This window comes from Anoxybacillus sp. FSL W8-0104, assembly GCF_038004465.1.
In the GTDB taxonomy this organism is placed as follows: domain Bacteria; phylum Bacillota; class Bacilli; order Bacillales; family Anoxybacillaceae; genus Anoxybacillus; species Anoxybacillus flavithermus_G.
In genome coordinates this window covers 167,934-192,500 of the sequence record NZ_JBBOQU010000001.1, presented here as the reverse complement: position 1 = coordinate 192,500, position 24,567 = coordinate 167,934, and the positions used below count along the sequence as shown (strand labels likewise).

Genomic DNA, 24,567 nt, shown 5'->3' with positions numbered 1-24,567 from the left:
TATGCTTAATCAAGTAGCAGCTCGAGCGGTACGCTGTTGCCTTTTCAAAGAAGCTAAATCGATCGTGCTCTACCTACTGAGCTAATGGCTCATCACATTCATGGCTGGGCTAGCTGGATTCGAACCAGCGCATCACGGAGTCAAAGTCCGTTGCCTTACCGCTTGGCTATAGCCCATTGATATAACTTCATGAAATACTTCTACGAATATGCTTCATGAGTTAACACCGCAGGATAATTTCAAGAATTTCTGTCAGGAAATTCGGGAAATTATCCGACATTGATATAATATTTTCAAAACAATGGCGGTCCCGACGGGGATCGAACCCGCGATCTCCTGCGTGACAGGCAGGCATGTTAACCACTACACCACGGGACCACAAAGAGTGGAGGATGACGGGATCGAACCGCCGACCCCTTGCTTGTAAGGCAAGTGCTCTCCCAGCTGAGCTAATCCTCCGAAATAAAATGGAGTGAACAAAATGAGCACTCCAAAAGATGACCCGTACGGGATTCGAACCCGTGTTACCGCCGTGAAAGGGCGGTGTCTTAACCACTTGACCAACGGGCCATGTTTATCATCTTCGTGGCGGAGAAGGCGGGATTTGAACCCGCGCGCCGTAAAAGAACGACCTAACGGTTTAGCAAACCGTCCCCTTCAGCCACTTGGGTACTTCTCCAATGGCTCCGCAGGTAGGATTCGAACCTACGACCGCTCGGTTAACAGCCGAGTGCTCTACCACTGAGCTACTGCGGAATAAAAAGCAAGTGACTCATATGCCTTAAGCATGATTTCAATTAAACTTACTGCCTCTTCCTCTGCTCGTCTAATCAGTGATGATCAATGCGTCGAGGCAACTCGCAGCCTAGTCGACGAAGTATCGCTCGTCACTGAGCTACTGCGGAATAACTCAATCATTAGGACTGCTTATATTATATTTACTCTTTTTTGATCTGTCAACCGCCTTTTTTTATTCCAATTTCTCGCTGAATGACGACGGCCTTTATAATTTAGCATATAAAGATTTGGCTTGTCAACACTCTCTTTTTATTTTTTTCAATTTCCCACGACAAAAGCCACATACATATCGATTTGTATGTATTGCTTTTCTTCGCACATACATGTAGCGACATGATGTACATTCGTAATAATACGTTTTCCCTTTCTTCGGTAATACAATAGGCTTACAAAAACGTGGAGCTTGTACCTTTTGTAATAATTCGCGAAAATCACGATCGCGATGGCGATAGCCTTTTCCTTCAAGATGCAAATGATAGTGACATAATTCGTGCTTAATGACTTGAATGAGTTCTTCTTCTCCGTACTGCTCATAATATTTTCTATTTAGTTCGATATGATGTGTAGAAAGCACATATCGCCCACCAGTCGTGCGTAATCGATCATTAAATACCGCACGATGACGAAATGGTTTATGGAATACATCCAACGATATGCGCTCAACAAGCGCCTGTAATTCACACTCATCCATTTTGCTTCCGTCCTTTCACCATTGGGCTCTTTTACTCATAACATAATAAAAAACAATTTGAAGGTGATCATTATGCCGATGTGGTTAAAAAATCAAATGCGGCGTGCATACTATGAGAAAAATCGCGCACAAATTAAACTTCTTAATCAATGTTGGTTTTTTTATCGGAAAACACACTGCTCATGACAGTGTGTTTTCCAATGTTGGTGGAATCATTGTTAAAGCGATGCGCTCTTTTTGTAAATCGACCGAATCAACCCATACTTTCACAATATCTCCGACAGACACAACATCAAGCGGATGTTTGACATATCGCGTACTTAGTTTCGAAATATGAACAAGTCCATCTTGTTTCACACCAATATCTACAAATACCCCAAAATCGACGACGTTTCGTACGGTGCCTTCTAACTCCATTCCCTTTCTTAAATCCTCCATCTTTAACACATGTTTCTTTAAGATTGGTTTTGGCAAATCATCACGCGGGTCACGCTCCGGGCGATTCAATGCATCGATGATATCTTGAAGTGTCAATGTGCCGATATTCAGTTCTTGTGCTACCTCTTCGATGTTAATTCCTTCAAGCGCCCCTCGCAACTGCTCACTTCCAATCGCCTCTGTTGAAAAGCCAAGGCGATGTAGCAGTTGGTACACTTCCTCATATCGCTCTGGGTGAATTGGTGTGCGATCTAACGGCTCATCCCCATCTAAAATACGTAAAAACCCGATACATTGTTCGTACGTTTTCGCGCCAAGGCGTGGGATATGTTTTAATTGCGTGCGATTCGAGAACTTCCCGTGCTCTTCCCGATATTTCACAATGTTTTCAGCTACCGTCTTTGTTAGGCCCGATACATATTGCAATAACGTTGGAGAAGCAGTATTAACGTTCACACCAACTTGGTTGACTACTGTTTCAACAACAAACTGCAACGATTGCTCAAGCTTTTTTTGCGACACGTCATGTTGATATTGGCCGACCCCAACAGATTTTGGATCTATTTTTACTAATTCAGCAAGTGGATCTTGCACACGACGGGCAATCGAGACAGCGCTTCTCTCCTCCACTTGCAAATGCGGAAACTCTTTACGCGCCAAATCTGATGCAGAATATACACTTGCCCCTGCTTCATTGACGATCAAATAAAACACGTTCCCGTCCCACTCAGAAATTGTATCGGCTACAAACTGCTCTGTCTCTCGCGATGCCGTTCCGTTCCCAATGGCAATTAGCTCCACTTGATACGTATGAAGTAATTGCTTTAATTTTTCTTTTGCTTTTTCAACTTCATTTTTCGGAGGATGCGGGTAAATGACATCGATATGAAGTACTTTTCCCGTTTCATCGACGACAGCTAACTTACATCCTGTTCGATACGCCGGGTCTACTCCCAAAACAACTTTCCCTTTTAATGGTGGTTGTAACAATAAATTACGCAAATTTTCAGCGAAAATGTGAATCGCTCGTTCTTCCGCGCGTTCTGTCAACTCATTTCGCACATCCCGTTCAATTGACGGAGCAATTAAACGTTTATATGCATCTTCAATCGCTTCCACAACAATGGGAGCGGCCGATGCTTGTTCGTTCGTTACGATTTGTTTACGAATGTATGCAGTCATTCGGTCCGTATCTACGTCAATGTCAATGCGTAAAATTCCTTCTTTTTCACCCCGATTCATCGCTAAAATACGATGAGCAGGTGCTTTGGCGATCGGTTCACGGTGGTCGTAATACATTTCAAATACACGCTTTTCGTCTTTTTCCGTTTCTTTCCCAAAAGAAACAATAGTGCCCGTTTCCCACGTTTGTTGACGAATCCATTGCCGAAAGGCTGCATCATCTGACACTTTTTCAGCAATAATATCTTTCGCTCCTTGGATCACTTCTTCGATCGTATGTACTTCTTTTTGCTCATCAATAAACAATTGTGCTCGCTCTGCAATTGACTCATTAGGAAACGTTAATAACCATTCTGCAAAAGGTTCTAGCCCTTTTTCTTTTGCGATTGTCGCTTTCGTTCGTCGTTTTTGTTTATACGGGCGATATAAATCTTCCACCTCTTGCAGTTTCGTTGCTTTTGTAATCGCTTCTTTCAGCTCATCCGTTAACTTTCCTTGTTCATCGATTAAACGAATCACTTCTTCTTTTCGTTTCGCTAAGTTTTGCAAGTAATTCCATTCATCTAAAATGGTGCGAATTTGCACTTCATCGAGCGCACCAGTCATTTCTTTTCGGTAGCGCGCAATAAACGGAATCGTATTCCCTTCCTCATGAAGTTGGATGACGTGTTGTACATGTATAAATGGAATGTTTAATTGCGCAGCTAGTTGCTTTAGTAGCTCCAAACAAAATTCCTCCCCTAAACAAAAATAGCTACACAACGTAGCTATTTTTCCAGCATATTAAAAATCAATAAGACCGAGACTAATTTGCAACGCTTCATCTACTTTATCCATCATCTCATCATCTAGATGGGTAATCTTATCTGTCAGACGTTGTTTATCAATCGTCCGAATTTGTTCAAGTAAAATGACAGAGTCCCGTTCAAATCCGTAGCGCCTTGCGTCGATTTCAACATGTGTAGGCAACTTCGCTTTTTGGATTTGCGCAGTAATGGCAGCAACGATGACGGTTGGACTAAAACGGTTCCCGATGTCATTTTGAATAACAAGCACAGGGCGCACGCCCCCTTGCTCTGATCCAACTACTGGAGAAAGATCGGCAAAATACACGTCACCACGTTTGACAATCAAAAGATTACCCCCCGCTAACTAAGCGTTCAACGGTGTGGTCAGCTTCATATTCCGCAAGAAAAGCTTCCGACGCAAGCGACAAATTAATTTTCGCCATCTCCATATACCCACGTCTCATCGCTTCTCGAATTTGACGTTTTTTCCGCTCACGGATGTACATTTTCATCGCTTGATAAATCAGTTCATTTCGGCTGCCGTTTTCTTGCTTCACAATTCCATCTAATTCGCTCACTAACGCCTGTGGTAACCGAATAACAATTTCTGTTGTTGCGCTGGATTCAGACACAAACACACACCTCCAACTAAACTACAACCACATAGTTGCTCCCAATTTACATCATACCATTTCATCTTCGCGATGCAAAGTCATTTCCAGCATCATTTGTTGAATTTTTGTAGAAATTTTTCGAAAAATACCGTTCTCCTTGCACCTATCTACTATAATACCGCATTTCTCACGAAACTTACGCAAGGAAGCCCCTGCCTTTAGGCACGGGGAGGAATTGCACCTTACGCAAGTTCCGCCACCCCCTTTCCATAAGCATATCCGTCAAATCGCTGAATGACTTGGACATATCTATAATTTATTCCTTGTGCGATACGCTTTCCGTCCTTGCCTTTAATATCGAAACTTCCAGTCTTTCTACATGCGACTTCGCCAAACCAAACGCCTTGATATTTCCCTCTTGGGACAACAGCCTTAACCATGTCCCCTGTTTGAAAACCAAAGAAGAATTTTTGTCTTGCAAGATAACCTCTTGGGAAGCCATATCTATCTAGGTTTGTACGAGAGCGACTACCACGCCCTTTTGCCTTGATAAATAACACTTCTTTTGTTTTGAAATATAAGTGATTTGTTGTGCTTTCGCCTACACAACAAGCGTCAAAATAATGTGTTTTCGGCAAGTCTAAACGAATACGATTCATTTTTGTTCGTGCACCTGTTCCACACTCGACATCTAATCCTGTCTGCTTTAACACTTCATACACTTTCCATCTTGTCGAGTTGATAGCACTTGCATCCTTTAATGATTCTTTGACTTGCTTTTGAATGTGCGGATACCCGAATTCTTCTGCTGTCTTACTTCCTTTGCGCTGATTACAGTCATGACAGGCAAGACATAGGTTATCCACTCGGTCTGTTCCACCTCTCGATTTTGGAATGATATGCTCCACTTCAAGTGGAACATTTTCTTTTCCGCAATAACAACACTTCCGCCCAAACTTTTCAAGCAAATACTCCCGTACTTCATATCCTTGTAGCGTGCCTTGTTGATACTCTACACCATTGATTTCAGGATTTCGCATGAGTTGCGTGTCGAATTTGGCATTTTCGTATGATATATACCCAATGGGGCATAATTTCTTTAGGCGGTTAACCCATGTTTGGATATTTTGCACACGACTCTCTAGTGATGACGGCAACCACCCCTCCTTTCGCTTGCGGTTCAGAAAGCGTGGTTTTCTGTATCTTGTTTTTCGATTTCGTCTTGCTCGACGAAAAGCACGCCTTTTATCTATTCTTTCCTTGATGTCTGTGCGATGGTCAAGTTGCCCTAACCATACCACTTCTTGTCCTCGCAAAATCGCTAATCCTGTATGCCTGCTTCCATAGTCGATTTTTAGCCGATATGTTGCTTTAATTTCTGATTCGTCTACTGATTTTTTCAAGATGATGGTAAATGGAAATCGCCTGTAAATCGCCGCCTTCCCTTGTTTCAACAGCTTTCTTGCAACTGCTTCGTGACAAGGAGCAAGCGGACGTTTGTTTGTGTCTAACACAAAAACCATAGGGTTCTCCCCTTTCCTCTGCATAAAGCAGGTCATATTCTCCTCGACCATGTTATAGATGCTTGTTATGTGCAAGACACTAGCGCTACCCACCACGCTTGTTTAACCTTGCACGACAGAGGAACGGGCTGGAGAAGCACCCGAACGTGTCATGACATCTATAACGTAGGCTCTGTTTCAAGCCTTGGTCTGATCAACATGGGGCTTACAAGCCCATGATTTTAGTCATTGGGTTGTTGACTTCAATTATACTCTTGTTTTTTAAAAAAATACGGGGAACACGATAACTAATTGTACAAGGAATTTCATAATTAATCGTATTTACATGCGCGGCAACATCATCAACGGAAATACGGTCCCCTTGTTGTTCACCGATGAGCGTCACTTTTGTACCGACAGGAAGCTCATACGGCAAACGAATCATCATTTGGTCCATACAAACCCGTCCAACAATTGGGGCACGTTTTCCATCAATGAGCACAGAAAAATGTTGCATCCGACGTAACCACCCGTCAGCATAACCGATCGGAACTGTGCCGATCCATTCATCTGTCTCTGCTTCATATGTCGCTCCGTAACTTATTTTTTCTCCGCCTTTCACTTTTTTTACATGCGTTAAGCGACTGTGAAGCGAAAACGCTTCTTTTAACGGATAAGGTAACAATGATTTCATTTCTTGCGACGGTGCTAATCCGTACATTGAGATACCGAAACGAACCGCATTGAATATACGATCGGGATAACGTAGTCCTGCTGCACTATTGGCGCAATGAATGAGCGGTGGCTTAATCGACAACCATTCTAGCATGTGTAGAAACGTGTCATATTGAAACGAAAAATAGTCTATATTTTGTTCATCAGCTGTTGCAAAATGTGTGTATACTCCTTCGAGTATGAAACTAGGATGCTGTTCGATTGCGTGTATCATTTGCTGTACTTCTTCTTTTGTTTTCGCTCCTAATCGCCCCATCCCTGTATCTAACTTCATGTGAACGTTCAACGGTTGTTCATACGGGGCATACACGATCGCCTGTTCAAACCAATCCGCTCGAAAAACAGTTAGCGCAATGTTTTGACTAGCGGCTAACGGCGCATATTGAGGGTTTGTTGCCCCAAGTACGAGAATCGGTACGTCTAAAGAAATGCCTTTTTTTCTTAAAGCGAGCGCTTCGTCTAAAAAAGCGACGGCTAAACGTGTTGCACCTGCTTCAAGCGCTGTTTTCGCCACCTGAATATCCCCATGTCCATAAGCGTTCGCCTTCACGACAGCAATGACTTCAACATGAGATCCAACATGCTGTTTCATTGACTGTACGTTATAAAAAATCGCATCTAAATCAATTTCTGCCCATGTATCGCGGTAAAATGCTTGCTCCATCCTTCAAAGCCCCTTTAAAAATATGTTCACGTTTGATTATTTCTTTTGCCCTTGCATCATGTCAACAAAAAATAAAGACTCGCCGCGCGAGTCTTACTTCATAACCTTCCCTTGCACCGAACGGGCAATCGCAACCATTTCTTCTTTCGTTAAATCTTGTGAAGCGAGAATAAAATCGACACCTTTATACGTCCACGTCAACGTGCCGTTTGCCATCGCTCCAACGGCAAACCCTAAATCAACAGGCTCACCTTTAACCGTTGTCGATACGTTCGCTGTCGGTATAGCGTGCGCTTTTTCTTGTACAAGCGTAAACGACTTTTCCCCAGCAAATGTCATCACTATCCGCTTGCCATTTGCCGTTGTAAATTCTTTTTCTTCAGCAAGTTTCACACCATCGAGTTCGTATGTCGGATACATGATCGGCGCTGCTTGTTGGTTTGCTGCTGTCGTCGCTTCTTGTTCATTTTCTAACTTCGCTCTTGTCATATTTTTACTTACATCAAAAGCGTTATCATCAAACGAAGCATTCCATTCAACTTTGGAAAATTCAACTGTTAACATCGGTTGGGAGTCGACATCCATGACCATCACTTTTACCGGTGTTAAATCTTTTTTGTTTAACGTAATCTCTTGCTTCGGTAACATTTTTTTGTTTTCATAATTTGTTTTCGTTTGGAACACGTAATGGTTTTTTGTCGCTTTAAAATCCGCTTTCGTATCAGCTAAAATGTCTTTTACGAGCGATTCATACAAATATACTTGACTTGCGTTTTGCGGCCAGTCGCTTTGAAAACGAAAACTTTTATTTAGTGCAGGCGTTAATACAAATACTCCTTCGTCGTTGCGCAAAATCATTTGATGTTGATCACGCTGGGCGTTTTTCAAGTTCACGCGATAATAATTTGGAGACTTATGCCAAATCTCAATTTCATATACTTGTGGCTCCGTCCCTGTTTGCAGCGTCATTTTTGCTTCGGCTTTGTACCCAGACATCGTTTGTACTTTCTCATCGAGCGCCTTTAATACATCTTGTTGCGACTTTTCTCCGCAAGCGGCCAAACTGCCTACAATAAAAAGAAGCAGGCACCAAAAAAGCCATGTTCGTCTCATGTTTTCAACCCCTTTACCTCATTTGGACTCCCTTCATAAGCCATCATATGAGGTGAAACGGGAGAATATGCAGACTAGCTTGACAAGCGTTCAATGATTACTTGCGCAACTGCATAATGTTCGCTATGTGAAATCGAAACGTGCACACGTTCATCTATGGATGGAGAAATAATATACGGCTTGCCGTTTTCGTCATTGTTTATTTCAATATCGCGAAAAGAAACATGTGTACCAATCCCCGTCCCTAACGCTTTCGCATACGCTTCTTTTGCCGCAAATCGTCCAGCCACAAATTCAATTTTTCGTTTTGACGACAATTCGAAAAAACGCATACGTTCATTCTCTGTTAACACGCGTTCTATAAACTTCGGTTGCCTTTCTAACAAATGAGCTATACGACTTAACTCTACAATATCGATGCCAATCCCAACAATCATCCATACCCCTCCAACAAACAAAAAGAAGCTATCTGTTCAGACAGCTCCTATCGTTTTGTACGTGTTTTCGCTCCGCGTCCACGCGTCTCACTACGACGTTGGCGCGTTTGGACTTGCCGCTTTTTCTCTTTTTTCATAATCGGCATTTCTTCTGTCAACTGCACCGGCGTCATATCCGGCTCTTTCGTTAACATTTTAATGCACGCAGCAACGAGCGAAACAGAGTCGTGCTCCTCTAACAATTCCTCAGCTGCACGTTTATAAAATGATAAGTTGTTATGCTCAATCGTCGTAAGCAGTTTTTCAATCGCTGCCCGCTGTTGACTTTCAAGCGCCTCATCTAGCGTTGGCGGTTTCATCCGCTCCATTTTCCGCTTTGTCGTCTTTTCAATATGATGCAATTGTCCAATTTCACGTGGTGTAACAAACGTAATCGCCATGCCTGTTTTGCCCGCACGTCCTGTTCGGCCGATGCGGTGAACATAGCTTTCTGGGTCTTGTGGAATATCGAAATTATATACATGCGTAACACCAGAAATATCTAAACCGCGCGCTGCTACATCTGTGGCAACTAAAATATCAATTGAACCTTCTTTAAATTTACGCAATACAGATAAACGCTTCGCTTGACTTAAATCTCCGTGAATGCCTTCTGCTGTATAGCCGCGCAAGTTGAGCGCTTCCGCTAGTTCATCGACACGACGTTTCGTTCTTCCGAAAACGATCGCTAACTCAGGAGATTGAATATCTAATAAGCGCGTTAACGTATCAAACTTTTTCTTTTCTTGAATTTCAATGTAATATTGTTCAATGTTTGGAACGGTCATTTCTTTCGCCTTCACGCGAACGAGCTCTGGATTTTGCATAAATCGTTCAGCGATGCGGCGAATCGGCTCTGGCATCGTCGCTGAGAAAAGAAGCGTCTGACGTTCTGTCGGCACGTGGCTTAAAATCGCTTCAATGTCTTCGACAAAGCCCATATTTAACATTTCATCCGCTTCATCTAACACAACCGTATGCACATTTTGTAAACGGAGCGTGCGGCGTTGAATATGGTCAAGCACGCGCCCCGGCGTACCGACAATAATATGCGGGTGTTTTTTTAACGCCCGAATTTGTCGTTCAATATCTTGCCCCCCATAAATCGGCAAAACGCGCACGCGCTTCGTTGAACCAATTTTATATAGCTCTTCCGATACTTGAATCGCTAGTTCTCGTGTCGGTGCAACAACGATTGCTTGCACCGCATCGTTGTTCATATCAATTTTTTCAATAAGCGGGATGCCAAACGCAGCTGTTTTTCCTGTTCCTGTTTGCGCTTGACCAATAACGTCACGATTTTGCAAACTAAGCGGAATTGTCGCCGCTTGAATCGGCGTTGCCTCTTCAAATCCCATTTTACTAACTGCTTTCATCAATTCTGGACTCAATCCAAATTCTTTAAATGTAACCAATTTTTTCATACTCCTTCTTCAAATAACTTACGAAAAAAGGCATTCCCGTATAGACGGAAGTGCCTTGTTGAAATTCATTCCGTAAACAGCTCTCACCCATCATACCATTTTATGCATATGTTTTCAACAAATTGAACGCCTCTTTTTTATTCATTTAACAAATAAATGATTTCCTCTAACTTCATACCACGAGATGCCTTGAGTAAAATGACATCGCCCGCTTCCATAATTGCTTGCACATCTGCGGCTAATTCCGCTTTCTCTTCATACGAACGAACACGTCCTTCGCCAAACCGCTTTTTTGCTTGCTCGGCGATCGCCTTTGCGCGCACTCCGTACGTGAATACGTAATCTATTTTTTGCGGATCAAGCATCCGACCAATTTGTTCGTGAAAAGCGATTTCTTGTTCGCCTAATTCAAGCATATCCCCGACAATTGCTATTTTTTTACGATATCCTGTCAATTGTCCAAGCAGTTCAAGGGCTGCTCGCATTGACGTCGGGCTTGCATTATATGCATCGTTAATCACCGTCACTCCGTCATGACGTTTCACGACTTCTGTACGCATTTTTGTTACCGTTAAGCACGAAAACCCTTCTTTCATATGAGCCACATCGACGGAAGCGAAGCGTGCAACCGCCATCGCGGCTAGCGCGTTCATGACATGGTGGCGACCGAGAAGCGGCATATGAAACGTTTCGTCTGGCCAACCATTTACCGTAAACGTCGTTCCATCCGCTTGAACACGAATGTCTAGCGGATAATAATCGTTTGTCGGTTCCATTCCAAACGTTTGAACATACGAAAGGGAGGATTGTTGCACGCGCGCTTGCAACAACGGCTCATCTCCGTGATAAATCAATAAACCGTCACGTTGTAGTCCTTTCACGATTTCAAACTTCGCCGTTGCAATTCCTTCGCGTGAACCGAGCTCTTGTAAATGCGATTCACCAATGTTTGTAATGACCGCAACATCTGGTTCGGCAAGGGTAGAGAGCAACTCAATTTCCCCAAAACCGCTCATCCCGATTTCAACGACCGCATACTCTGTTTCTTCTTTTAAACGAAGAAGTGTCAGCGGCACACCGATATGATTGTTTAAATTCCCTTCCGTTTTTTGTACACGATACAATGTCCCCAGCAAAGAGGCGATCATATCTTTCGTTGTCGTTTTTCCGTTGCTTCCTGTCACGCCGATGACGCGCGTACGAAGTTGTTTTCGATACGCATGAGCCAACTGTTGCAGCGCAACGAGCGAATCGTCTACAAAAATAAGCGGCACATCTTTCGGAGCGTTCGGCTCATGTTCACTCCATAGCGCAGCCGTTGCCCCTTTGTCAAACGCCTGCCGAACAAACTCATGACCGTTAAATGTAGCTCCTTTTAACGGAACATATAAGTTTCCTCTCTCGATTGTGCGCGTATCTGTCGACACACCATGAATCATAACAGAAGCATATCGCTCATCAATTATACTTCCAGGAATCATCGTTTGAATGTCTGCTAATGAACGTATAATCATATGATCACCTTAAAGTACATACGTAATGTTTTGTTTTTCTTCATATCGCTCAATCGCCAGTTGAATGAGGCGTTCAATTAATTCCTCATACGATACACCTGTATGTTTCCATAAGAGCGGGAACATGCTGAACGGCGTAAAGCCCGGCATCGTATTGACTTCGTTAATATACGCCCCTCCAGCTGCTGTCAAGAAAAAGTCAGCGCGAACTAATCCGGCTAAATTGAGCGTTTTAAAGGCAGTAAGCGCCATTCGTTTAATCGTTTCATATTCTTTATTCGTAATGTTTGCTGGGATGACTAACTCTGTATTTCCATCGACATATTTTGCTTCGTAATCATAAAACTCTTTTTTCGGCACAATTTCCCCAACGACAGAACAAATCGGCTCATCGTTTCCGATCACTCCAATTTCCACTTCACGACCGACAATCGCCTCTTCCACAATGACTTTTCGATCGTAACGAAACGCCTCTTGAAACGCTGTTTGTAATTGCTCACGGTTTTTACATTTACTTATTCCTACGCTCGAACCAGCATTGGCTGGCTTGACAAAACACGGATAGCCAAGCTCACGTTCTACCGTTTCATATACGGTTTCTTTATGTTTTTCCCATTCTTTTTTTAAGAAAAAGACGTAACGGGCTTGGTTTAATCCTGCTTGAGCAAACAATTGCTTCATAACGACTTTATCCATGCCAACCGCTGATGCTAACACACCGTTTCCAACATACGGTACGTTTAATAATTCTAACATCCCTTGTACCGTTCCATCTTCTCCGTTCGGTCCGTGTAAAAGAGGGAAAATAACATCAATGCCATTCGCAATCGAAGCGAGCGCTGGTAAACCGTGTTGAAACGCTAGTTGTTTGACATCTTGCACTTCCCCTTCAATCGCCTCGCCGCGCAACCATTCTCCGTCTATCGTAATGTAAATCGGAACAACCGTAAATTTTTCTTTATTTACCGCATTAATAACAGAGCGTGCGGTTTGCAACGATACTTTATGCTCAGGAGATTTGCCGCCGTATAATACACCTAATGTGATTTTCATGTTTGTTCCTCCTCAACTGTTCATTCACTTCATTTATTGTAGCACAACTACTTTTTTATTTATATGGTGAAGCAAGCCTAGATGGTGACGATGCATATTATTTCCCTGCTTGGAAACGATGAAAATACAATTGGACAAAAAGTGTGTGGTTATGAATACAGTGCAAATGTTATTCGTTTTAATGTTATCCATCGGCCTAATGAACCATGTGATTATCATTCCTGTTTTGCTTGAAATCGCCGGGCGGAATGCATGGATATCAACCGTCATCGGACTTATATTGCTCGTCATGTTTCTCCCTCTCGTTTATTTTCCGATAAAACAATCGCAACAGACGCACATCTTTCAATGGCTAAAAGAAAATACCGGAGCTCCAATTGCTTATTTTATCGCTTCTGTCACATGTATATATTTACTCATCGTTAGCATTGTGACATTAAAAGATACGACTATTATGATTAGCTTATTTGAAATTTTTAAAGAGGCAGGGATGCGGCTTCCGATTGCGATCGGACAAACGTTATCGGTCGTTGGGGGCTTAATTATCGGGCAAGCAGCAATAAACGCAGGTTTATCAGGACCAGGTACGCTTGTCGTCATGGCGACATCAGTTATTGCGACATTTACACTCGCTAATCAATCGCTTGCTGGAACGGTGTCGATTTTACGTTTTATCGTTCTTGCTGCTTCATCTATGCTCGGGCTTTTCGGATTTGTCGCATCCATGTTTTTTGTTCTTATTTATGTCGCAAATTTAACATCGTTTGTTTAGCACCACTTTCCCCAATAACAGGAGATATATAGAAAGTAGTGATTACAGGCGTATGGAAAAAATTTAAACGTCGTCCAAGCATGTTAAAAACAAACGATAATACACCCGGTGACGAATCATGACTCGGTTATTTCTTTACTTTTTTGTTGTTTATGTTTAGCCGGCTGTTGGGGAATGAAAGAAATTGACCATCCCGCTTACATTCATGCGATCGGTGTGGACTATGAAGACGGACAAGTCGTCGTTTATGCTCAACTTATTAGCTTTTCATGGCTTGCAAAAGTCGAAGCGGAGGGGCGGAAGAGAAAAATCAACCGTTACGATCGGAAAAGCAACGGGAGAGACGTTTAACGTGGCGACGGATCGGTTATATCAAGCGGTTCAACAAGGGGTATCGTGGGGGCATATTAAAGGAATCGTCTTTACAGAACGAGCGTTCAACCGAGGGCTCGTACGCGAGGTCATTGATGTACTTGATCGTTACAACGAAATTCGCCATACGGTTTGGACCTTTGCAACAAAGGAACCGATTGAACAATTGTTTGAGACAACACCGTTTTTAGATTATTCGCCATATTTCTCATTACTTGCCAATCCGAAAGACATTGACGAACAAAGTTCATTTATTCAACCGAAGCGCATAAATGAATTTATCGCTGCATCTGATGAAAAAGCGGCTGTCCTTCCGCTCCCCTCTCTTGCGGTTGAGGAAAAAAGTTGGACGGAAAATAAAAAACTGTAGATGAGCAATTTTCATAACAATAATTACCATGTAAAAAGAAACAAACAGGGTAACCCTTATGCCACATGGAGCTGTTTTTTCACGGTATCAATGGGAATATTTTGTTTCGCTGCACAGTAAATGAACTCCACGAGGCTATGTCCTTTTCTCTTGCGCAAGAGATCGAGCCCATCAGAAAAATCGCTGTTCGACTCGAATAGGCTGTACACGTAAGCAAGCTGCACCAAGATCCAGTAGCGTTTCACCGCTCGAACCTGACGAACACGGTACCCATCGAGCTTCAGCTGGTCTTTCGCTTGTCGAAAAAAGCATTCGATCGACCAGCGTTGGGCATAGTGGCGCAAGATGTCTTCATCGCTTAGCTCCCGGTCGGTGCTCAAGACGCAGTGAAGATGTTCCGATGTCATCGGCTGATTGGCTTTCCAAGCGAGCAGCACCACCGCATGGTCGAGACCGTTGAGCGCTCCTTCGTAACGATAGACGCGATAATGCTCTTCTCCCACCGTGACGAGGTGAGTGTCATTCGGTTCGATGGAGCGGGCCAACTGCTTCGCTTGGACGGCAACGCCGTTCGGATAGAGAATCCGGTTCGTCTTGAGCATCGCGATGACGTGGAATCCTTTTTTCAGACAAGCTTCCACGAGCGCTTTCGATGGATACCACGAATCCATCAGCACATAAACGGGACGGCGTACATCCAACGAAGAAAGCATCTCGATTGCGAGTTCCCCTTTGCTTTTTCCCGCCGTCTTGTCGTAGAGGCGGAAGGCAAAGGGAAACGCCTGGGTTGCAGTATGAACCATGAACCAAACAAGAGAATGGCCCCAAATCGATTTTTTCTCTGAGTGAGAGTAGTGCCAATCACATCCCTGAATCGCGTGTGTTGCCCGTGACGAAGGCTTGGTTTTTTGGCAAATCGTATCATCGATCGAAACAAACAAGGGTTGATTCTCCTGTTTGGCGATGCGTTCGACACGACGAAGGATCCACTGCTGGAGTTTATGAAGCAGCGCCTCTTCCTCCCATGGGCTTTTCGTGAAAAAATGGCTGAGTGTCGTGCGGTGGTTCGGATGAAAGCTCCCATGATGAAGATCGGTCAATGTTCCCGAAAATCCCTTCGTGATCATCGCATCCACGATATGAACGAGATGCTTCATAACGGGTTTTGAAAAATAAAGGGCCAACCCCAACATCGTGAAAAACTTGTGAATTCCTTGATGATGTGCTAATCTATTCATGAGACATGAACCTCCTTGTGAATGGTTTGGTAGCACATCTATTCTAATCAAGGAATCGGGTTCATGTCTCCTTTTTTGTTTCGATGTAAATTTATGTTAGTGATTTTGCTCATCTACAGTAAAAAAGAAAAACCGATGTTAAAAATGGATGGCGTTTGTTTTTTACATCGCTACAACAAACAAGCATGTATCCCGCGCCGTCAACTTGATGGTTTACGCTGGGTAACGAAAGGGACGGAGCGGACACCGATTTACATTCAGCCAAACGGCAAAATGATTGGGACGCTCGTTGTGCGCGGACCAAAAGCAAGCGTGTCGTATGAAATCAAAGACGGTCGTCCGGTTTTCACCGTTGACGTACAAGCGACAGGAAGCATCATCGAACTGCTCAAAAACATGCCCGAAAAACAAATTATTGAATACGCAACCAAAACAGTAAAAAAGGAAATCGAGGATTTATTTCAACTCGGCGTCAAAGAAGGCATCGATACGCTGCAATTATCGAACGCCTTGTATCGTCAAAATGTAAACGATTGGCCCAAATATACAACAAACGGATTAGTTCCGCTTACAAAGGATACACTAGGAAAAATCAACGTGAAATTAAGCATTGACACATATAGAAAGTCGAAAAAATAAAAGCGATGAGCCGGCCTCATCGCTTTTTTGTTGCATATATATTCGCTTCGATCCATTCGCTAAGCGCATCTTGCGCTGTTTTTTCACGCCCGTACCAATAATGCTCCATTCGTTTTTCTAATTGATTCATTTCTTCATCATTCATCAATATACGCATTAATTGTTGGTCGTAAGGTTCTTTATCGTGAAGAAGGTAAATGAGTCCTTTTTTTCTTAAATAGTGCAAATTCATTTGTTCTTGCCCTGGCAAATACGAAAGCGTAAAAGCAGGCAGCCTTTTCGCTAGCACTTCGCTCATCGTTACACCGCCCGGCTTTGTCACAACTGCATCCACTTCATCGTACAACTCGTTCATTTTCGCTGGATCGGCAATGTATCGGAACGGGCGAATATGCGGATCGTTCCAACTTTTTAGCTCATGATATAACGCTTCATTTTTGCCGCATAGGACAAAATATGTCAGTTGTGTATGTGTCGCATTCGTTAAAAACGGTTTAATTTTTCCTAACCCTTGGTTGCCACCTGCCACTAAAATTCGTTTATTTGTTCTCCTTTTCATTTTCCGAGCAGGTACAATGTGTTCATGCGTCGGGATACCCGTTACAATAACACGATTCCGCCCGATGCGAAACGTTGAGCATATCGATTGTTTCGCTTCTTCATGCGGAACGAAATGATAGTCAATCGCCGTTTTTCCCCAAATGCCGCTTAAGAAAAAGTCGGTATATACGTTCACAACAGGAACTTTGACAGCCCCTTTTTGCTTTAATCGTTGCAACACGTGCGAAGGAAACGAATGCGTACATATGATAAGGTCAGGCTTTTTTTCTTGGAGAAGGCGCTTCATCTTTTTTTCAAAATAAAGCAACCACGGCTCCATCGTCGGTTGTTCAAATTTTTTCATCCACCGCCGATACATCCATTCATACGAATGAGGTGATACCGAAATCCAACGGATGTAAAAATCTGCTACCCGCCTTTCAATTTGTTCGCTGCAATAGCTAAGAAAATCGATCTTTTCGCAATACACTTCTGGAAAGCGATGTTGCAACGAATAAATAAGCGCATCGGCAACTTGATGATGGCCAGATGGCATTTGAAACAAAGGTAGTACGAGAATGTTCATCATTATGCGAACTCCCTTTTAGTTTTGTTTTCTTTTTTTCACATATAGTCCAATGAAAAATAAACTAAAAAATAGCACCGTGATCCATGGTAGTATATGAAGCGGGATATGAATACGCTCCCCGAGAAACTTGCCTACACATACAAATAAACAAATCCAAAATGACGCGCCAACAAACGATAAAAAAAGAAACGGAAAAAACGGAAAGCGAACAACTCCTGCCATATACGGAGATAATTGTCGAACACCTGGAACAAAATAACCAAATGTAATGAACCAACGCGCACGTTTACGAAAATGGCGATAAGCGTATCGATATCTTCGTCGGTGAAAACCAATGTAGTGCCCATATTTAAACAATAGGGGCGAACCGAATGTATGCCCAGCAGTATAGGCGGCCACCATGCCAATTGTTGCACCAGAAATGGCAAAAAATAAGCTTTTTAAAAAATGCAATTGGTCATGCGAAATAAAAATGCCAACAAAAAACAGAAGCGATTCTTCCGGTGCGGGAATTCCAACGATGCCGAAAAATAGAGAAAGAAATAACACAATATAGCCGTGTGATTGAATATACGTTAAAATGCTGTTCGCTTCCATTCCCGCGTCCTCCTTTGTTCTTCGCCTATCTTTACCCACTTCACATGCGTACGTTGCAGCAATCGCTCTAACGCTTGTAACATGTTTGCCGGCGCGTCTTGATCGGCTCCCATCGTCGAACCACTATCATGTAGTACAATAATTGCTCCATCTTCTATGCTTTTTGTTAATCGCTCATAAAGTCGAGCAACGCCTAATGAAGCGTTCCAATCACCGAGAATATATGTCCACATTACTGTTTTATACTTTTTTTGCATGAACAACGTCCATATGTTTATATGTCCCCATGGCGGACGGTAGTATACAGGGCGAACGCCTGTGATTTGCTCAATGATACGCGCCGATCGATGAAGCTCCCATTCCGCTACAAATGGAGGCAGAAACCAATTGCTCGTATGATAATAATGATGCAAACCGATCGTATGACCTTCTTCGTGCATTCGCTTAATGAGATGTGGATATGCTTTCGCCTTCCAACCGACAACGAAAAATGTCGCTTTTACGTCGTATTTTTTTAATATATCGAGCAATTGGGCTGTATACGTCGGATCTGGTCCATCATCAAAGGTTAATGCGACACCGTCTTTCACTCTTTTTTGTACACGAAATGATGAAAGACGAATCAGCCACGTTGGACATATGCTATAAATAAAAAACAGTGCAATAAGCCATATGTATGTCACATGTTAAACCCCTTTCTTGATTATACAAAAAAAAGCATGAAGTACGAAACAAAGAACGCTGCTTGTAAAACAAATTCATTTTTTTCATCGTTAACATTCGCACATCGCTTTCTCGTTCGACACGCATTTTGTCGATTTCCGGGGAAATTTACCGAAAAAAAGGCGATGTTGGAACACATCGCCCCCATTGTACCATATGTCTTCTAAACTACACAGGGTAAACCCCATATTTTCGTTCAGAAAATACAACATATTTCGACATACATGCATCTAATCGCCGAATAAGCTCGGAACGCAACTCATTTGGCGCGATAATCCCATCGACAACCATTTCGGAAGCGAGGCGATAAATATCGATGTCTTTTCGATATCCTTCGCGTTTTTGTTCAATAAATGCAGCGCGTTCTTCTTCTGGCAGTTCAGCAATTTTATTCGCGTACACCGCATTCACCGCCGCTTCTGGTCCCATAACTGCAATTTGTGCATGCGGGAAAGCTAAGCAACAATCCGGCTCAAACGCTGGACCTGCCATGGCATATAATCCCGCCCCTTATTTGCTTGATGTTGCAATTTTTAATTATGACTCATTTGATTAATGGTTTGCTGTATGGTTCGATGATGTTTAGTGATCATGCTAAAATAACGTTTGTAATAACCCGTGGTGCTAGTTGAGCGCTAGCGCTCAACTAGCCCAAGTGTTACAAGTGAATACACCAACAATATGCCATCTAGTGCCACTTCAAATCCCGCAATCGAATTCGCACGAATTTCTGTGATACGATACTGGTCAACGAGGACAGAGAACACCGTTCAATGACTTTCCGTTTTTGTTTGAGCCATTTCTCCCATGATTCAGATGGGCGGTGTTTCTGATTTTTGCGAGATGGAGTCCAAAAAGCGATTTGGTACGCTTCATACAACTTTTTTTGCAATTCGCTACTGATAAATCCTTTATCACCCAAATTAAAAGGATGAGGAATTTGAGTCATGACGGTTTCCGCTGCGGTTCGATCGTGACAGGACGCCTCCGTTACCACGTACCCCATCGGCAGTCCTTGGTCGGTCACTTGAAGATGAAACTTAGACCCATAGTACCACTGCTTCTTCGACGCACAAAGCCCGATGTCCGCGATCCCTTGGAATCGTTTGACACGGTACATTCTTGCGGCATGGCACAACTCGAGTGGTATACTATCTACGATCGCATAGGCGTGGTGCTACCCACGTTTGGCTAGCCCATGGCGAATCCAGTTGCAACGATTTGCCTGTATGAAAATCAAAATTGTTTGGCACTTTCACAGTTATGCCGTGCGCCCCGCCCGTATAGCTGTATAACGTAAGCGGTTGACTGTACGCTGTTAACATAAATAATGCCAACACGATCAATATGCTCCGTTGTTTAAACACGCTGTTTACCTCGTTTGTTTTACCGAAAGTTTGCGTTAAAACAAACGAATTTATGCGTGCTATCACTTTAACATTTGTTTCACTAACTCTCGATTTCGTTCCTTAAACGCTTCGTGATGTGAAGATACCATCGCATACGGATCGGCATTGGGTTCAATGAACCGTTTCGCACTATTAACTGCATTCGCTGCGTCTTGGAAAGCACCTGTAAGTAAATATAACTTTCCATCATATTTTGAAATATCACCAGCTGCATATAACCCCGGAACAGAACATTCTCCTTTTGCATTTGTCGCAATATAATATTCGTCAACCATTTGAATGGGTAGTTCACTATTGGCAAGCAATGAAGCATCTCGTTCATACCCATGGCTAATAATGACATCATCTACATCGAGTTCCAACACATCGCCCGTCTCATGATTTGTCAGCACTACTTGCTCAATCGTTTCATGATTGCAACTAGTGATCAACTTTGTAATAGTCGTATGGAAAAAGCAGGTGGCTGAACTATTTAATAATTGCGTCACTTGTGCTTCATGTCCTTTTAACGATTCATTGCGATAAGTAACATATACCTTTTTCGCAATCGGTACGAGCTCATTTGCCCAATCAATCGCTGTATTTCCCCCACCTGAAATGATCACCGTTTTCCCTTTAAACTGTTTTAACGATTTCACCGTAGTAACTATTCAGCCACATCATAAAGTGAGCTGAATATTTTTTGTATTTCCTGTCTATGATGTGGATATTGATAGACAAGGAGGTGAATCGCATGTTGACGGTACAACAAGCTGTATTTACAGTTGAGAGCTTAATCGGCAAAGTTCAACAACAAAAACAGCTCATTCATCAACTCGTTCAAGAAAATGAACATTTGCGTCACGAAAACAAACAACTACGCAAAGAAAATGAACAACTGAAGTACCGTGTTCAAGAGCTGGAAGCACGCACGAAAAAAAACAGCTCCAATAGCCATTTGCCCCCATCTTCTGACCGTTTTGCCAACACACGTTCTTCTCGTCAACCATCTGGCAACAAGCCAGGCGGACAAGAAGGACATCAAGGAACGACGCTCCGCCAAGTACCCAACCCTGACCACCGAGTCCTTCATCGCGTGACGGAATGCAAAGGATGTGGTCACTCGTTAGAACATGTCGCTCCGCTTCAAGTAGACATTCGCCAAGTGTTCGACCTCCCAGTGGTTCGAATGGAAGTCACTCAACATGAGCGGGAGGTAAGGAGTTGTCCAGAATGTCATCTTGTCCAGCAGGCGGAGTTCCCTTTTTATGTCACGAATCATGTCCAGTACGGTCCAGCTATCACTTCCCTTGTTTTATACTGGAATCATGCACAGTTGATCCCGTGCGAGCGTGTCACGGAGATGGTCAAAGCACTCACTGACCATTCGATGAGTGCAGGCACAGTCGTGAACATGACGAGACGGTGGCAGCCTGTGGTAGAAGCAGCGATCAAAGAGATCGAAACCGCGTTGCTCACCTCTAGCACATTACACGTCGATGAAACGAGTCTGCGTGTGAACGGAAAGAACCAATGGGTGCACGTGGCTTCCACTGCCAAGACCACACGATACGGGCTTCATCGCTCCCGTGGAAAGAAAGCGACGGACGACATCGGGATTTTGCCGCGGTACAAAGGAACGATGGTGCACGATGCGTATTCGGTGTACCCGATGTATACAGAAGCGAGCCATGCGCTTTGCCACGCCCATCATCTCCGGGAGCTTCGGGCATATACAGACCTTTACGGTCATTCATGGTCGAAAGAGATGACCGAAGCGCTGTTGGGGATGAAACAGGCGGTGGAGAACGCTGACGGAGCCCTACCGGAAGAGGAAGTCCGGTATTGGGAAACCGTGTATGACAAGCTTCTAGCGAATGGTCGCCGAGAACTTGAGGAGCGTGGCGTCCGCAACGCGCAAAATTTCATCCAGCACCTAGAAAAGCGCAAGCAAGAAGCGCTTCTCTTCCTGCGAAAGAAGTTCCATTTGACAACAACCAGGCCGAGCGCGATTTGCGGATGGTGAAAGTCAAACAAAAAATTTCTGGAACGTTTCGTCAGGAAGACGACGCCGAGGCTTTTTGTGCTATTCGCAGCGTCATTTCCACCCTACAAAAACAGGGGAAACCAGTTTGGGAATCATTGCAAAGACCCCTAACCGGAGAGTCTCTTCCAACGATTCTCCATTCCTCCTAGGGCATTTTCAATACGGGAAATGCCCTATTGGTGCTGGATTCTGGAAATCTCACGAATATTGGGCTGAATGGATACATAGTAAAAGGGGTAAAAGGGGGGATAGGAGTTGTCTTTAAACTTGAGATTTTAAGATAGGTGTGCATAGGAAAAATAGAGGGTACAAAAAATGCGAATGTTCCTGTATGGTAAAGGTCACTAAACCATTGGAGGAAAATTCGCATATACTCTCGGTTTATCAAAGAACTCATCGATTTTCCAGATGTTTTGATTCAAAAGGTACGAAAAGAAGAAGAACGTTGGATTTTCGAACTTTCTCTTCCTGAACAATGCCCGTTATGTCTTGTCTGCTTGAAGCGCACGATCAAAATGACAGGCAAAAAGAAGCAGTGAATGCATGGGTATGCTTAACGGATCGTCATCTTTTGGGTGGAACTCTCAACCCCTTTATTTTCCCTATTTACGCTTGTGAGGAAAAATCAGAAAATCAGTGATTTTTGCATATCCTTACGCAGGAAACCGCATTGCTTGTCAAGTACATGTTGTGGTGAAGGATTAAAAATTATTTTCCACAATTTTGATTATAAGAATTTCCGAATGCAGAATAATCAACAACCGTGCTAATTTTTAGTTTTTCGTTTTTTATATAAAGCCAGACTAATTGTAGAGGCAATCACTCCGCTGCTAAAACTCACTCTAAGTACATTTATAATATATTCAGGTATTTCTTTATACTCCGTTGTTGTCACCCCTCCTGACATATATGTTACTGTTTTATAGGGGACAAATATCAATGCTAAAGTGATTCCTATGACAAAACCGTACATAAAGCCTTTTTCAATAAAATTATTCAAGACTCATTTCTCCTCTCTATGTGTCTGCATTTACAATTCAAAGTTTTGAACTATAGAGTTTTTGTAATAAAAGAAAGTCTGTAGCGTATTCTCAATCGTAAAAAACTGTTGCTCCCTTTATCTAAAGCTAATTCGTTCAATCACTAACTGTAGATGAGCAAATCTGCTAACATAAATTTACAACCAAACAAAAGAAGAGACATGAACCCGATTCCTTGGTTAGAATAGATGTGTCACCAAACCATTCACAAGGAGGTTCATGTCTCATGAATAGATTAGCACATCATCAAGGAATCCACAAGTTTTTCACGATGTTAGGGTTGGCACTTTATTTCTCGAAACCTGTGATGAAGCATCTCGTTCATATCGTGGATGCGATGGTGACGAAAGGTTTTTCAGGGACGTTGACCGATCTTCATCATGGGAGCTTTCATCCGAACCATCGCACGACACTCAGGCATTTTTCACGAAAAGCCCTTGAGAAGAAGAGACGTTGCTTCGCAAACTCCAGCAGTGGATCCTTCGTCGTGTCGAATGCAGCTCGAAACGAGAGAATTCCCCCCTTTTTGTTTCGATCGATGGATACGATTTGCCAAAAAACGAAGCCCTCGTCACGGGCCACGCACGCCATTCAAGGGGGGTGATTGGCACTATTCTCACACAGAGAAAAAGTCAATCTGAGGCCATTCTCTGGCGAACAGTGCCTGGCACTGTTCGAGTCGGATGCCCCCTGGCTAGAGCGAACGTCGCCGCCCGCAATGGCGTCAAATCCCTCATAAAGGGCGGCGGCCGTCTTGTTAGAGCCTTCGGACGTTTCGTTCCCAGGGGAGGTTTTTGGAAACGCCGTGTTTTGGGAACTTTTTCGATTTATGAACGGCGTTTTTCTTTTATTATCAGTCTTCTAATTTTTTACCGTTTTCTCACGAATTTAACAACCATAAAAACAGCTAAAATAACGACACCTATAAAAAGGTAGCCTAAAATAGACGTAATGGTGGTCAGCATGTCCCATTCTCCTTTTTGTTAATTGGTACCGGTATACAATGTTTGATCCTTCACACGAGCATATAAATAAATAGTCCATTCTCCACCCCAAATGCTATTAAGGGTTAGATGATATCTAGCTTCAGCCGGCAAAGTATATGTTTCTGTTTTTCTAAGAATAGAGACCCAATCTTTTTTAACAGTGTAAGGCGGAGTTATAAAATACCATCCATTATAAGCTCGTGTTATTGTGGCTAACCCAGTACTACCAATTCTTTACCTCCACTGTTTTGTTCTTCACAACCTTAACAGTAGA

Annotated in this window: 20 protein-coding genes, 6 tRNA genes and 8 pseudogenes; 8 read left to right on the top strand and 26 right to left on the bottom strand. The window is 43.1% G+C overall.

The annotated features are described in order from the left end of the window. Positions 1-101 precede the first annotated feature (101 nt). The 7 genes from NST18_RS01110 to NST18_RS01080 all read right to left on the bottom strand — a co-directional run bounded on the left by NST18_RS01110 (position 102) and on the right by NST18_RS01080 (position 1,489). A tRNA-Gln gene (locus NST18_RS01110) sits at positions 102-176 on the bottom strand. A 126-nt stretch (positions 177-302) separates the two neighbouring features. Next, positions 303-378, bottom strand: a tRNA-Asp gene (locus tag NST18_RS01105). An 8-nt stretch (positions 379-386) separates the two neighbouring features. Next, positions 387-459 (bottom strand) — tRNA-Val (locus tag NST18_RS01100). Positions 460-498: 39 nt separating this feature from the next. Next, positions 499-570: transfer RNA gene (locus tag NST18_RS01095), tRNA-Glu, on the bottom strand. A gap of 16 nt (positions 571-586) precedes the next feature. Further along, positions 587-679 (bottom strand) — tRNA-Ser (locus NST18_RS01090). A 2-nt stretch (positions 680-681) separates the two neighbouring features. Continuing rightward, a tRNA-Asn gene (locus tag NST18_RS01085) sits at positions 682-756 on the bottom strand. A gap of 277 nt (positions 757-1,033) precedes the next feature. Next, positions 1,034-1,489 (bottom strand): SprT family protein, encoded by a 456-nt coding sequence (locus tag NST18_RS01080; protein ID WP_004888746.1) that lies wholly within the window; start codon positions 1,487-1,489, stop codon positions 1,034-1,036. 72 nt (positions 1,490-1,561) lie between these two features. On the opposite strand from NST18_RS01080, the gene cmpA reads away from it, so the two are divergent. Then, complete coding sequence (cmpA, locus tag NST18_RS01075; protein ID WP_012573928.1) at positions 1,562-1,675, top strand: cortex morphogenetic protein CmpA; 114 nt, start codon at positions 1,562-1,564, stop codon at positions 1,673-1,675. On the opposite strand, the gene NST18_RS01070 is transcribed toward cmpA, so the two are convergent. The 10 genes and pseudogenes from NST18_RS01070 to NST18_RS01025 form a co-directional block, all read right to left on the bottom strand. Beyond that, positions 1,670-3,835: a Tex family protein gene (locus tag NST18_RS01070; protein ID WP_035018396.1), complete on the bottom strand. Its 2,166-nt coding sequence runs from the start codon at positions 3,833-3,835 to the stop codon at positions 1,670-1,672. The two genes, cmpA and NST18_RS01070, sit on opposite strands and share 6 nt — an antisense overlap. Positions 3,836-3,892: 57 nt before the next feature. Further along, positions 3,893-4,243: a type II toxin-antitoxin system endoribonuclease NdoA gene (gene ndoA / locus NST18_RS01065; protein ID WP_004888744.1), complete on the bottom strand. Its 351-nt coding sequence runs from the start codon at positions 4,241-4,243 to the stop codon at positions 3,893-3,895. 4 nt (positions 4,244-4,247) lie between these two features. Continuing rightward, entirely contained in the window at positions 4,248-4,529 is a 282-nt protein-coding gene (locus NST18_RS01060; protein WP_003398486.1) for a CopG family ribbon-helix-helix protein, read from the bottom strand. 224 nt (positions 4,530-4,753) lie between these two features. Continuing rightward, the gene (gene iscB / locus NST18_RS01055; RefSeq protein ID WP_192949727.1) at positions 4,754-6,034 is read right to left on the bottom strand and encodes an RNA-guided endonuclease IscB; all 1,281 of its coding nucleotides are present in this window, start codon (positions 6,032-6,034) and stop codon (positions 4,754-4,756) included. A 205-nt stretch (positions 6,035-6,239) separates the two neighbouring features. Beyond that, entirely contained in the window at positions 6,240-7,412 is a 1,173-nt protein-coding gene (alr, locus tag NST18_RS01050; protein ID WP_004888742.1) for an alanine racemase, read from the bottom strand. A 93-nt stretch (positions 7,413-7,505) separates the two neighbouring features. Then, positions 7,506-8,525 carry a LolA family protein gene (locus NST18_RS01045; RefSeq protein WP_004888741.1) on the bottom strand — a complete coding sequence of 340 codons (1,020 nt, stop codon included), beginning with the start codon at positions 8,523-8,525 and terminating at the stop codon, positions 7,506-7,508. A 74-nt stretch (positions 8,526-8,599) separates the two neighbouring features. After that, on the bottom strand, positions 8,600-8,962 hold the full coding sequence (acpS, locus tag NST18_RS01040) for a holo-ACP synthase (protein ID WP_004888740.1): 363 nt from the start codon (positions 8,960-8,962) through the stop codon (positions 8,600-8,602). Positions 8,963-9,027: 65 nt separating this feature from the next. Further along, a pseudogene (locus NST18_RS01035) lies at positions 9,028-10,425 on the bottom strand (DEAD/DEAH box helicase); the annotation flags it as partial. A 137-nt stretch (positions 10,426-10,562) separates the two neighbouring features. Further along, positions 10,563-11,939: a UDP-N-acetylmuramoyl-tripeptide--D-alanyl-D-alanine ligase gene (locus NST18_RS01030; RefSeq protein ID WP_004888738.1), complete on the bottom strand. Its 1,377-nt coding sequence runs from the start codon at positions 11,937-11,939 to the stop codon at positions 10,563-10,565. 9 nt (positions 11,940-11,948) lie between these two features. Continuing rightward, entirely contained in the window at positions 11,949-12,992 is a 1,044-nt protein-coding gene (locus NST18_RS01025) for a D-alanine--D-alanine ligase (RefSeq protein ID WP_004888737.1), read from the bottom strand. Between the two features lie 451 nt (positions 12,993-13,443). On the opposite strand from NST18_RS01025, the pseudogene NST18_RS01020 reads away from it, so the two are divergent. From NST18_RS01020 to NST18_RS01010, 3 genes and pseudogenes are all read left to right on the top strand, one after another. Beyond that, positions 13,444-13,886 (top strand): annotated as a pseudogene (locus NST18_RS01020) (spore germination protein); the annotation flags it as partial. 52 nt (positions 13,887-13,938) lie between these two features. Continuing rightward, the gene (locus NST18_RS01015; protein WP_232467165.1) at positions 13,939-14,115 is read left to right on the top strand and encodes a hypothetical protein; all 177 of its coding nucleotides are present in this window, start codon (positions 13,939-13,941) and stop codon (positions 14,113-14,115) included. Further along, positions 14,039-14,506 carry a Ger(x)C family spore germination protein gene (locus NST18_RS01010; RefSeq protein ID WP_439098643.1) on the top strand — a complete coding sequence of 156 codons (468 nt, stop codon included), beginning with the start codon at positions 14,039-14,041 and terminating at the stop codon, positions 14,504-14,506. The genes NST18_RS01015 and NST18_RS01010 overlap by 77 nt, the downstream gene beginning before the upstream one ends. Before the next feature lie 56 nt (positions 14,507-14,562). Here the strand turns inward: NST18_RS01010 and NST18_RS01005 are convergent, their stop codons facing one another. After that, on the bottom strand, positions 14,563-15,744 hold the full coding sequence (locus NST18_RS01005; RefSeq protein ID WP_088223322.1) for an IS701-like element ISBsm1 family transposase: 1,182 nt from the start codon (positions 15,742-15,744) through the stop codon (positions 14,563-14,565). Between the two features lie 93 nt (positions 15,745-15,837). Between NST18_RS01005 and NST18_RS01000 the strand changes: the two genes are divergently transcribed. Further along, positions 15,838-16,383 carry a Ger(x)C family spore germination C-terminal domain-containing protein gene (locus tag NST18_RS01000; RefSeq protein WP_230456146.1) on the top strand — a complete coding sequence of 182 codons (546 nt, stop codon included), beginning with the start codon at positions 15,838-15,840 and terminating at the stop codon, positions 16,381-16,383. Positions 16,384-16,399: 16 nt separating this feature from the next. Here the strand turns inward: NST18_RS01000 and NST18_RS00995 are convergent, their stop codons facing one another. The 7 genes and pseudogenes from NST18_RS00995 to NST18_RS00965 form a co-directional block, all read right to left on the bottom strand. Continuing rightward, the gene (locus NST18_RS00995; RefSeq protein ID WP_004888733.1) at positions 16,400-17,512 is read right to left on the bottom strand and encodes an MGDG synthase family glycosyltransferase; all 1,113 of its coding nucleotides are present in this window, start codon (positions 17,510-17,512) and stop codon (positions 16,400-16,402) included. 15 nt (positions 17,513-17,527) lie between these two features. Further along, positions 17,528-18,109 carry a DedA family protein gene (locus NST18_RS00990; RefSeq protein WP_004888732.1) on the bottom strand — a complete coding sequence of 194 codons (582 nt, stop codon included), beginning with the start codon at positions 18,107-18,109 and terminating at the stop codon, positions 17,528-17,530. Then, positions 18,088-18,792, bottom strand: coding sequence for a polysaccharide deacetylase family protein (locus NST18_RS00985; protein WP_004888731.1), 705 nt, complete (start codon positions 18,790-18,792; stop codon positions 18,088-18,090). Before NST18_RS00985 ends, NST18_RS00990 begins: the two co-directional genes overlap by 22 nt. 208 nt (positions 18,793-19,000) lie before the next feature. Then, positions 19,001-19,342 (bottom strand): annotated as a pseudogene (locus NST18_RS00980) (carboxyl transferase domain-containing protein); the annotation flags it as partial. A gap of 125 nt (positions 19,343-19,467) precedes the next feature. Beyond that, positions 19,468-20,042: pseudogene (locus tag NST18_RS00975) on the bottom strand (IS982 family transposase); the annotation flags it as partial. Further along, positions 19,984-20,199 (bottom strand): DUF4163 domain-containing protein, encoded by a 216-nt coding sequence (locus NST18_RS00970; protein WP_230456265.1) that lies wholly within the window; start codon positions 20,197-20,199, stop codon positions 19,984-19,986. The gene NST18_RS00970 and the pseudogene NST18_RS00975, both read right to left, overlap by 59 nt. 62 nt (positions 20,200-20,261) lie before the next feature. Then, positions 20,262-20,882: pseudogene (locus tag NST18_RS00965) on the bottom strand (NAD(P)/FAD-dependent oxidoreductase); the annotation flags it as partial. Positions 20,883-20,974: 92 nt separating this feature from the next. On the opposite strand from NST18_RS00965, the pseudogene tnpC reads away from it, so the two are divergent. Beyond that, positions 20,975-22,416: pseudogene (gene tnpC, locus NST18_RS00960) on the top strand (IS66 family transposase). 219 nt (positions 22,417-22,635) lie between these two features. Then, positions 22,636-22,803: pseudogene (locus tag NST18_RS00955) on the top strand (ISL3 family transposase); the annotation flags it as partial. Positions 22,804-23,033: 230 nt separating this feature from the next. On the opposite strand, the gene NST18_RS00950 reads toward NST18_RS00955, so the two are convergent. Then, positions 23,034-23,267: a hypothetical protein gene (locus tag NST18_RS00950; protein WP_051035000.1), complete on the bottom strand. Its 234-nt coding sequence runs from the start codon at positions 23,265-23,267 to the stop codon at positions 23,034-23,036. A 266-nt stretch (positions 23,268-23,533) separates the two neighbouring features. On the opposite strand from NST18_RS00950, the pseudogene NST18_RS00945 reads away from it, so the two are divergent. Beyond that, a pseudogene (locus NST18_RS00945) lies at positions 23,534-23,945 on the top strand (IS701 family transposase); the annotation flags it as partial. Positions 23,946-24,567: the final 622 nt, after the last annotated feature.

Bases quoted from the DNA above. Each gene is read 5' to 3' on its own strand.
- NST18_RS01080 (WP_004888746.1), bottom strand. From the start codon at position 1,489: ATGGATGAGTGTGAATTACAGGCGCTTGTTGAGCGCATATCGTTGGAT.
- cmpA (WP_012573928.1), top strand. From the start codon at position 1,562: ATGCCGATGTGGTTAAAAAATCAAATGCGGCGTGCATACTATGAGAAA.
- iscB (WP_192949727.1), bottom strand. From the start codon at position 6,034: ATGGTTTTTGTGTTAGACACAAACAAACGTCCGCTTGCTCCTTGTCAC.
- alr (WP_004888742.1), bottom strand. From the start codon at position 7,412: ATGGAGCAAGCATTTTACCGCGATACATGGGCAGAAATTGATTTAGAT.
- NST18_RS01045 (WP_004888741.1), bottom strand. From the start codon at position 8,525: ATGAGACGAACATGGCTTTTTTGGTGCCTGCTTCTTTTTATTGTAGGC.
- acpS (WP_004888740.1), bottom strand. From the start codon at position 8,962: ATGATTGTTGGGATTGGCATCGATATTGTAGAGTTAAGTCGTATAGCT.
- NST18_RS01030 (WP_004888738.1), bottom strand. From the start codon at position 11,939: ATGATTATACGTTCATTAGCAGACATTCAAACGATGATTCCTGGAAGT.
- NST18_RS01025 (WP_004888737.1), bottom strand. From the start codon at position 12,992: ATGAAAATCACATTAGGTGTATTATACGGCGGCAAATCTCCTGAGCAT.
- NST18_RS01015 (WP_232467165.1), top strand. From the start codon at position 13,939: ATGAAAGAAATTGACCATCCCGCTTACATTCATGCGATCGGTGTGGAC.
- NST18_RS01005 (WP_088223322.1), bottom strand. From the start codon at position 15,744: ATGAATAGATTAGCACATCATCAAGGAATTCACAAGTTTTTCACGATG.
- NST18_RS01000 (WP_230456146.1), top strand. From the start codon at position 15,838: ATGTTAGTGATTTTGCTCATCTACAGTAAAAAAGAAAAACCGATGTTA.
- NST18_RS00995 (WP_004888733.1), bottom strand. From the start codon at position 17,512: ATGATGAACATTCTCGTACTACCTTTGTTTCAAATGCCATCTGGCCAT.
- NST18_RS00990 (WP_004888732.1), bottom strand. From the start codon at position 18,109: ATGGAAGCGAACAGCATTTTAACGTATATTCAATCACACGGCTATATT.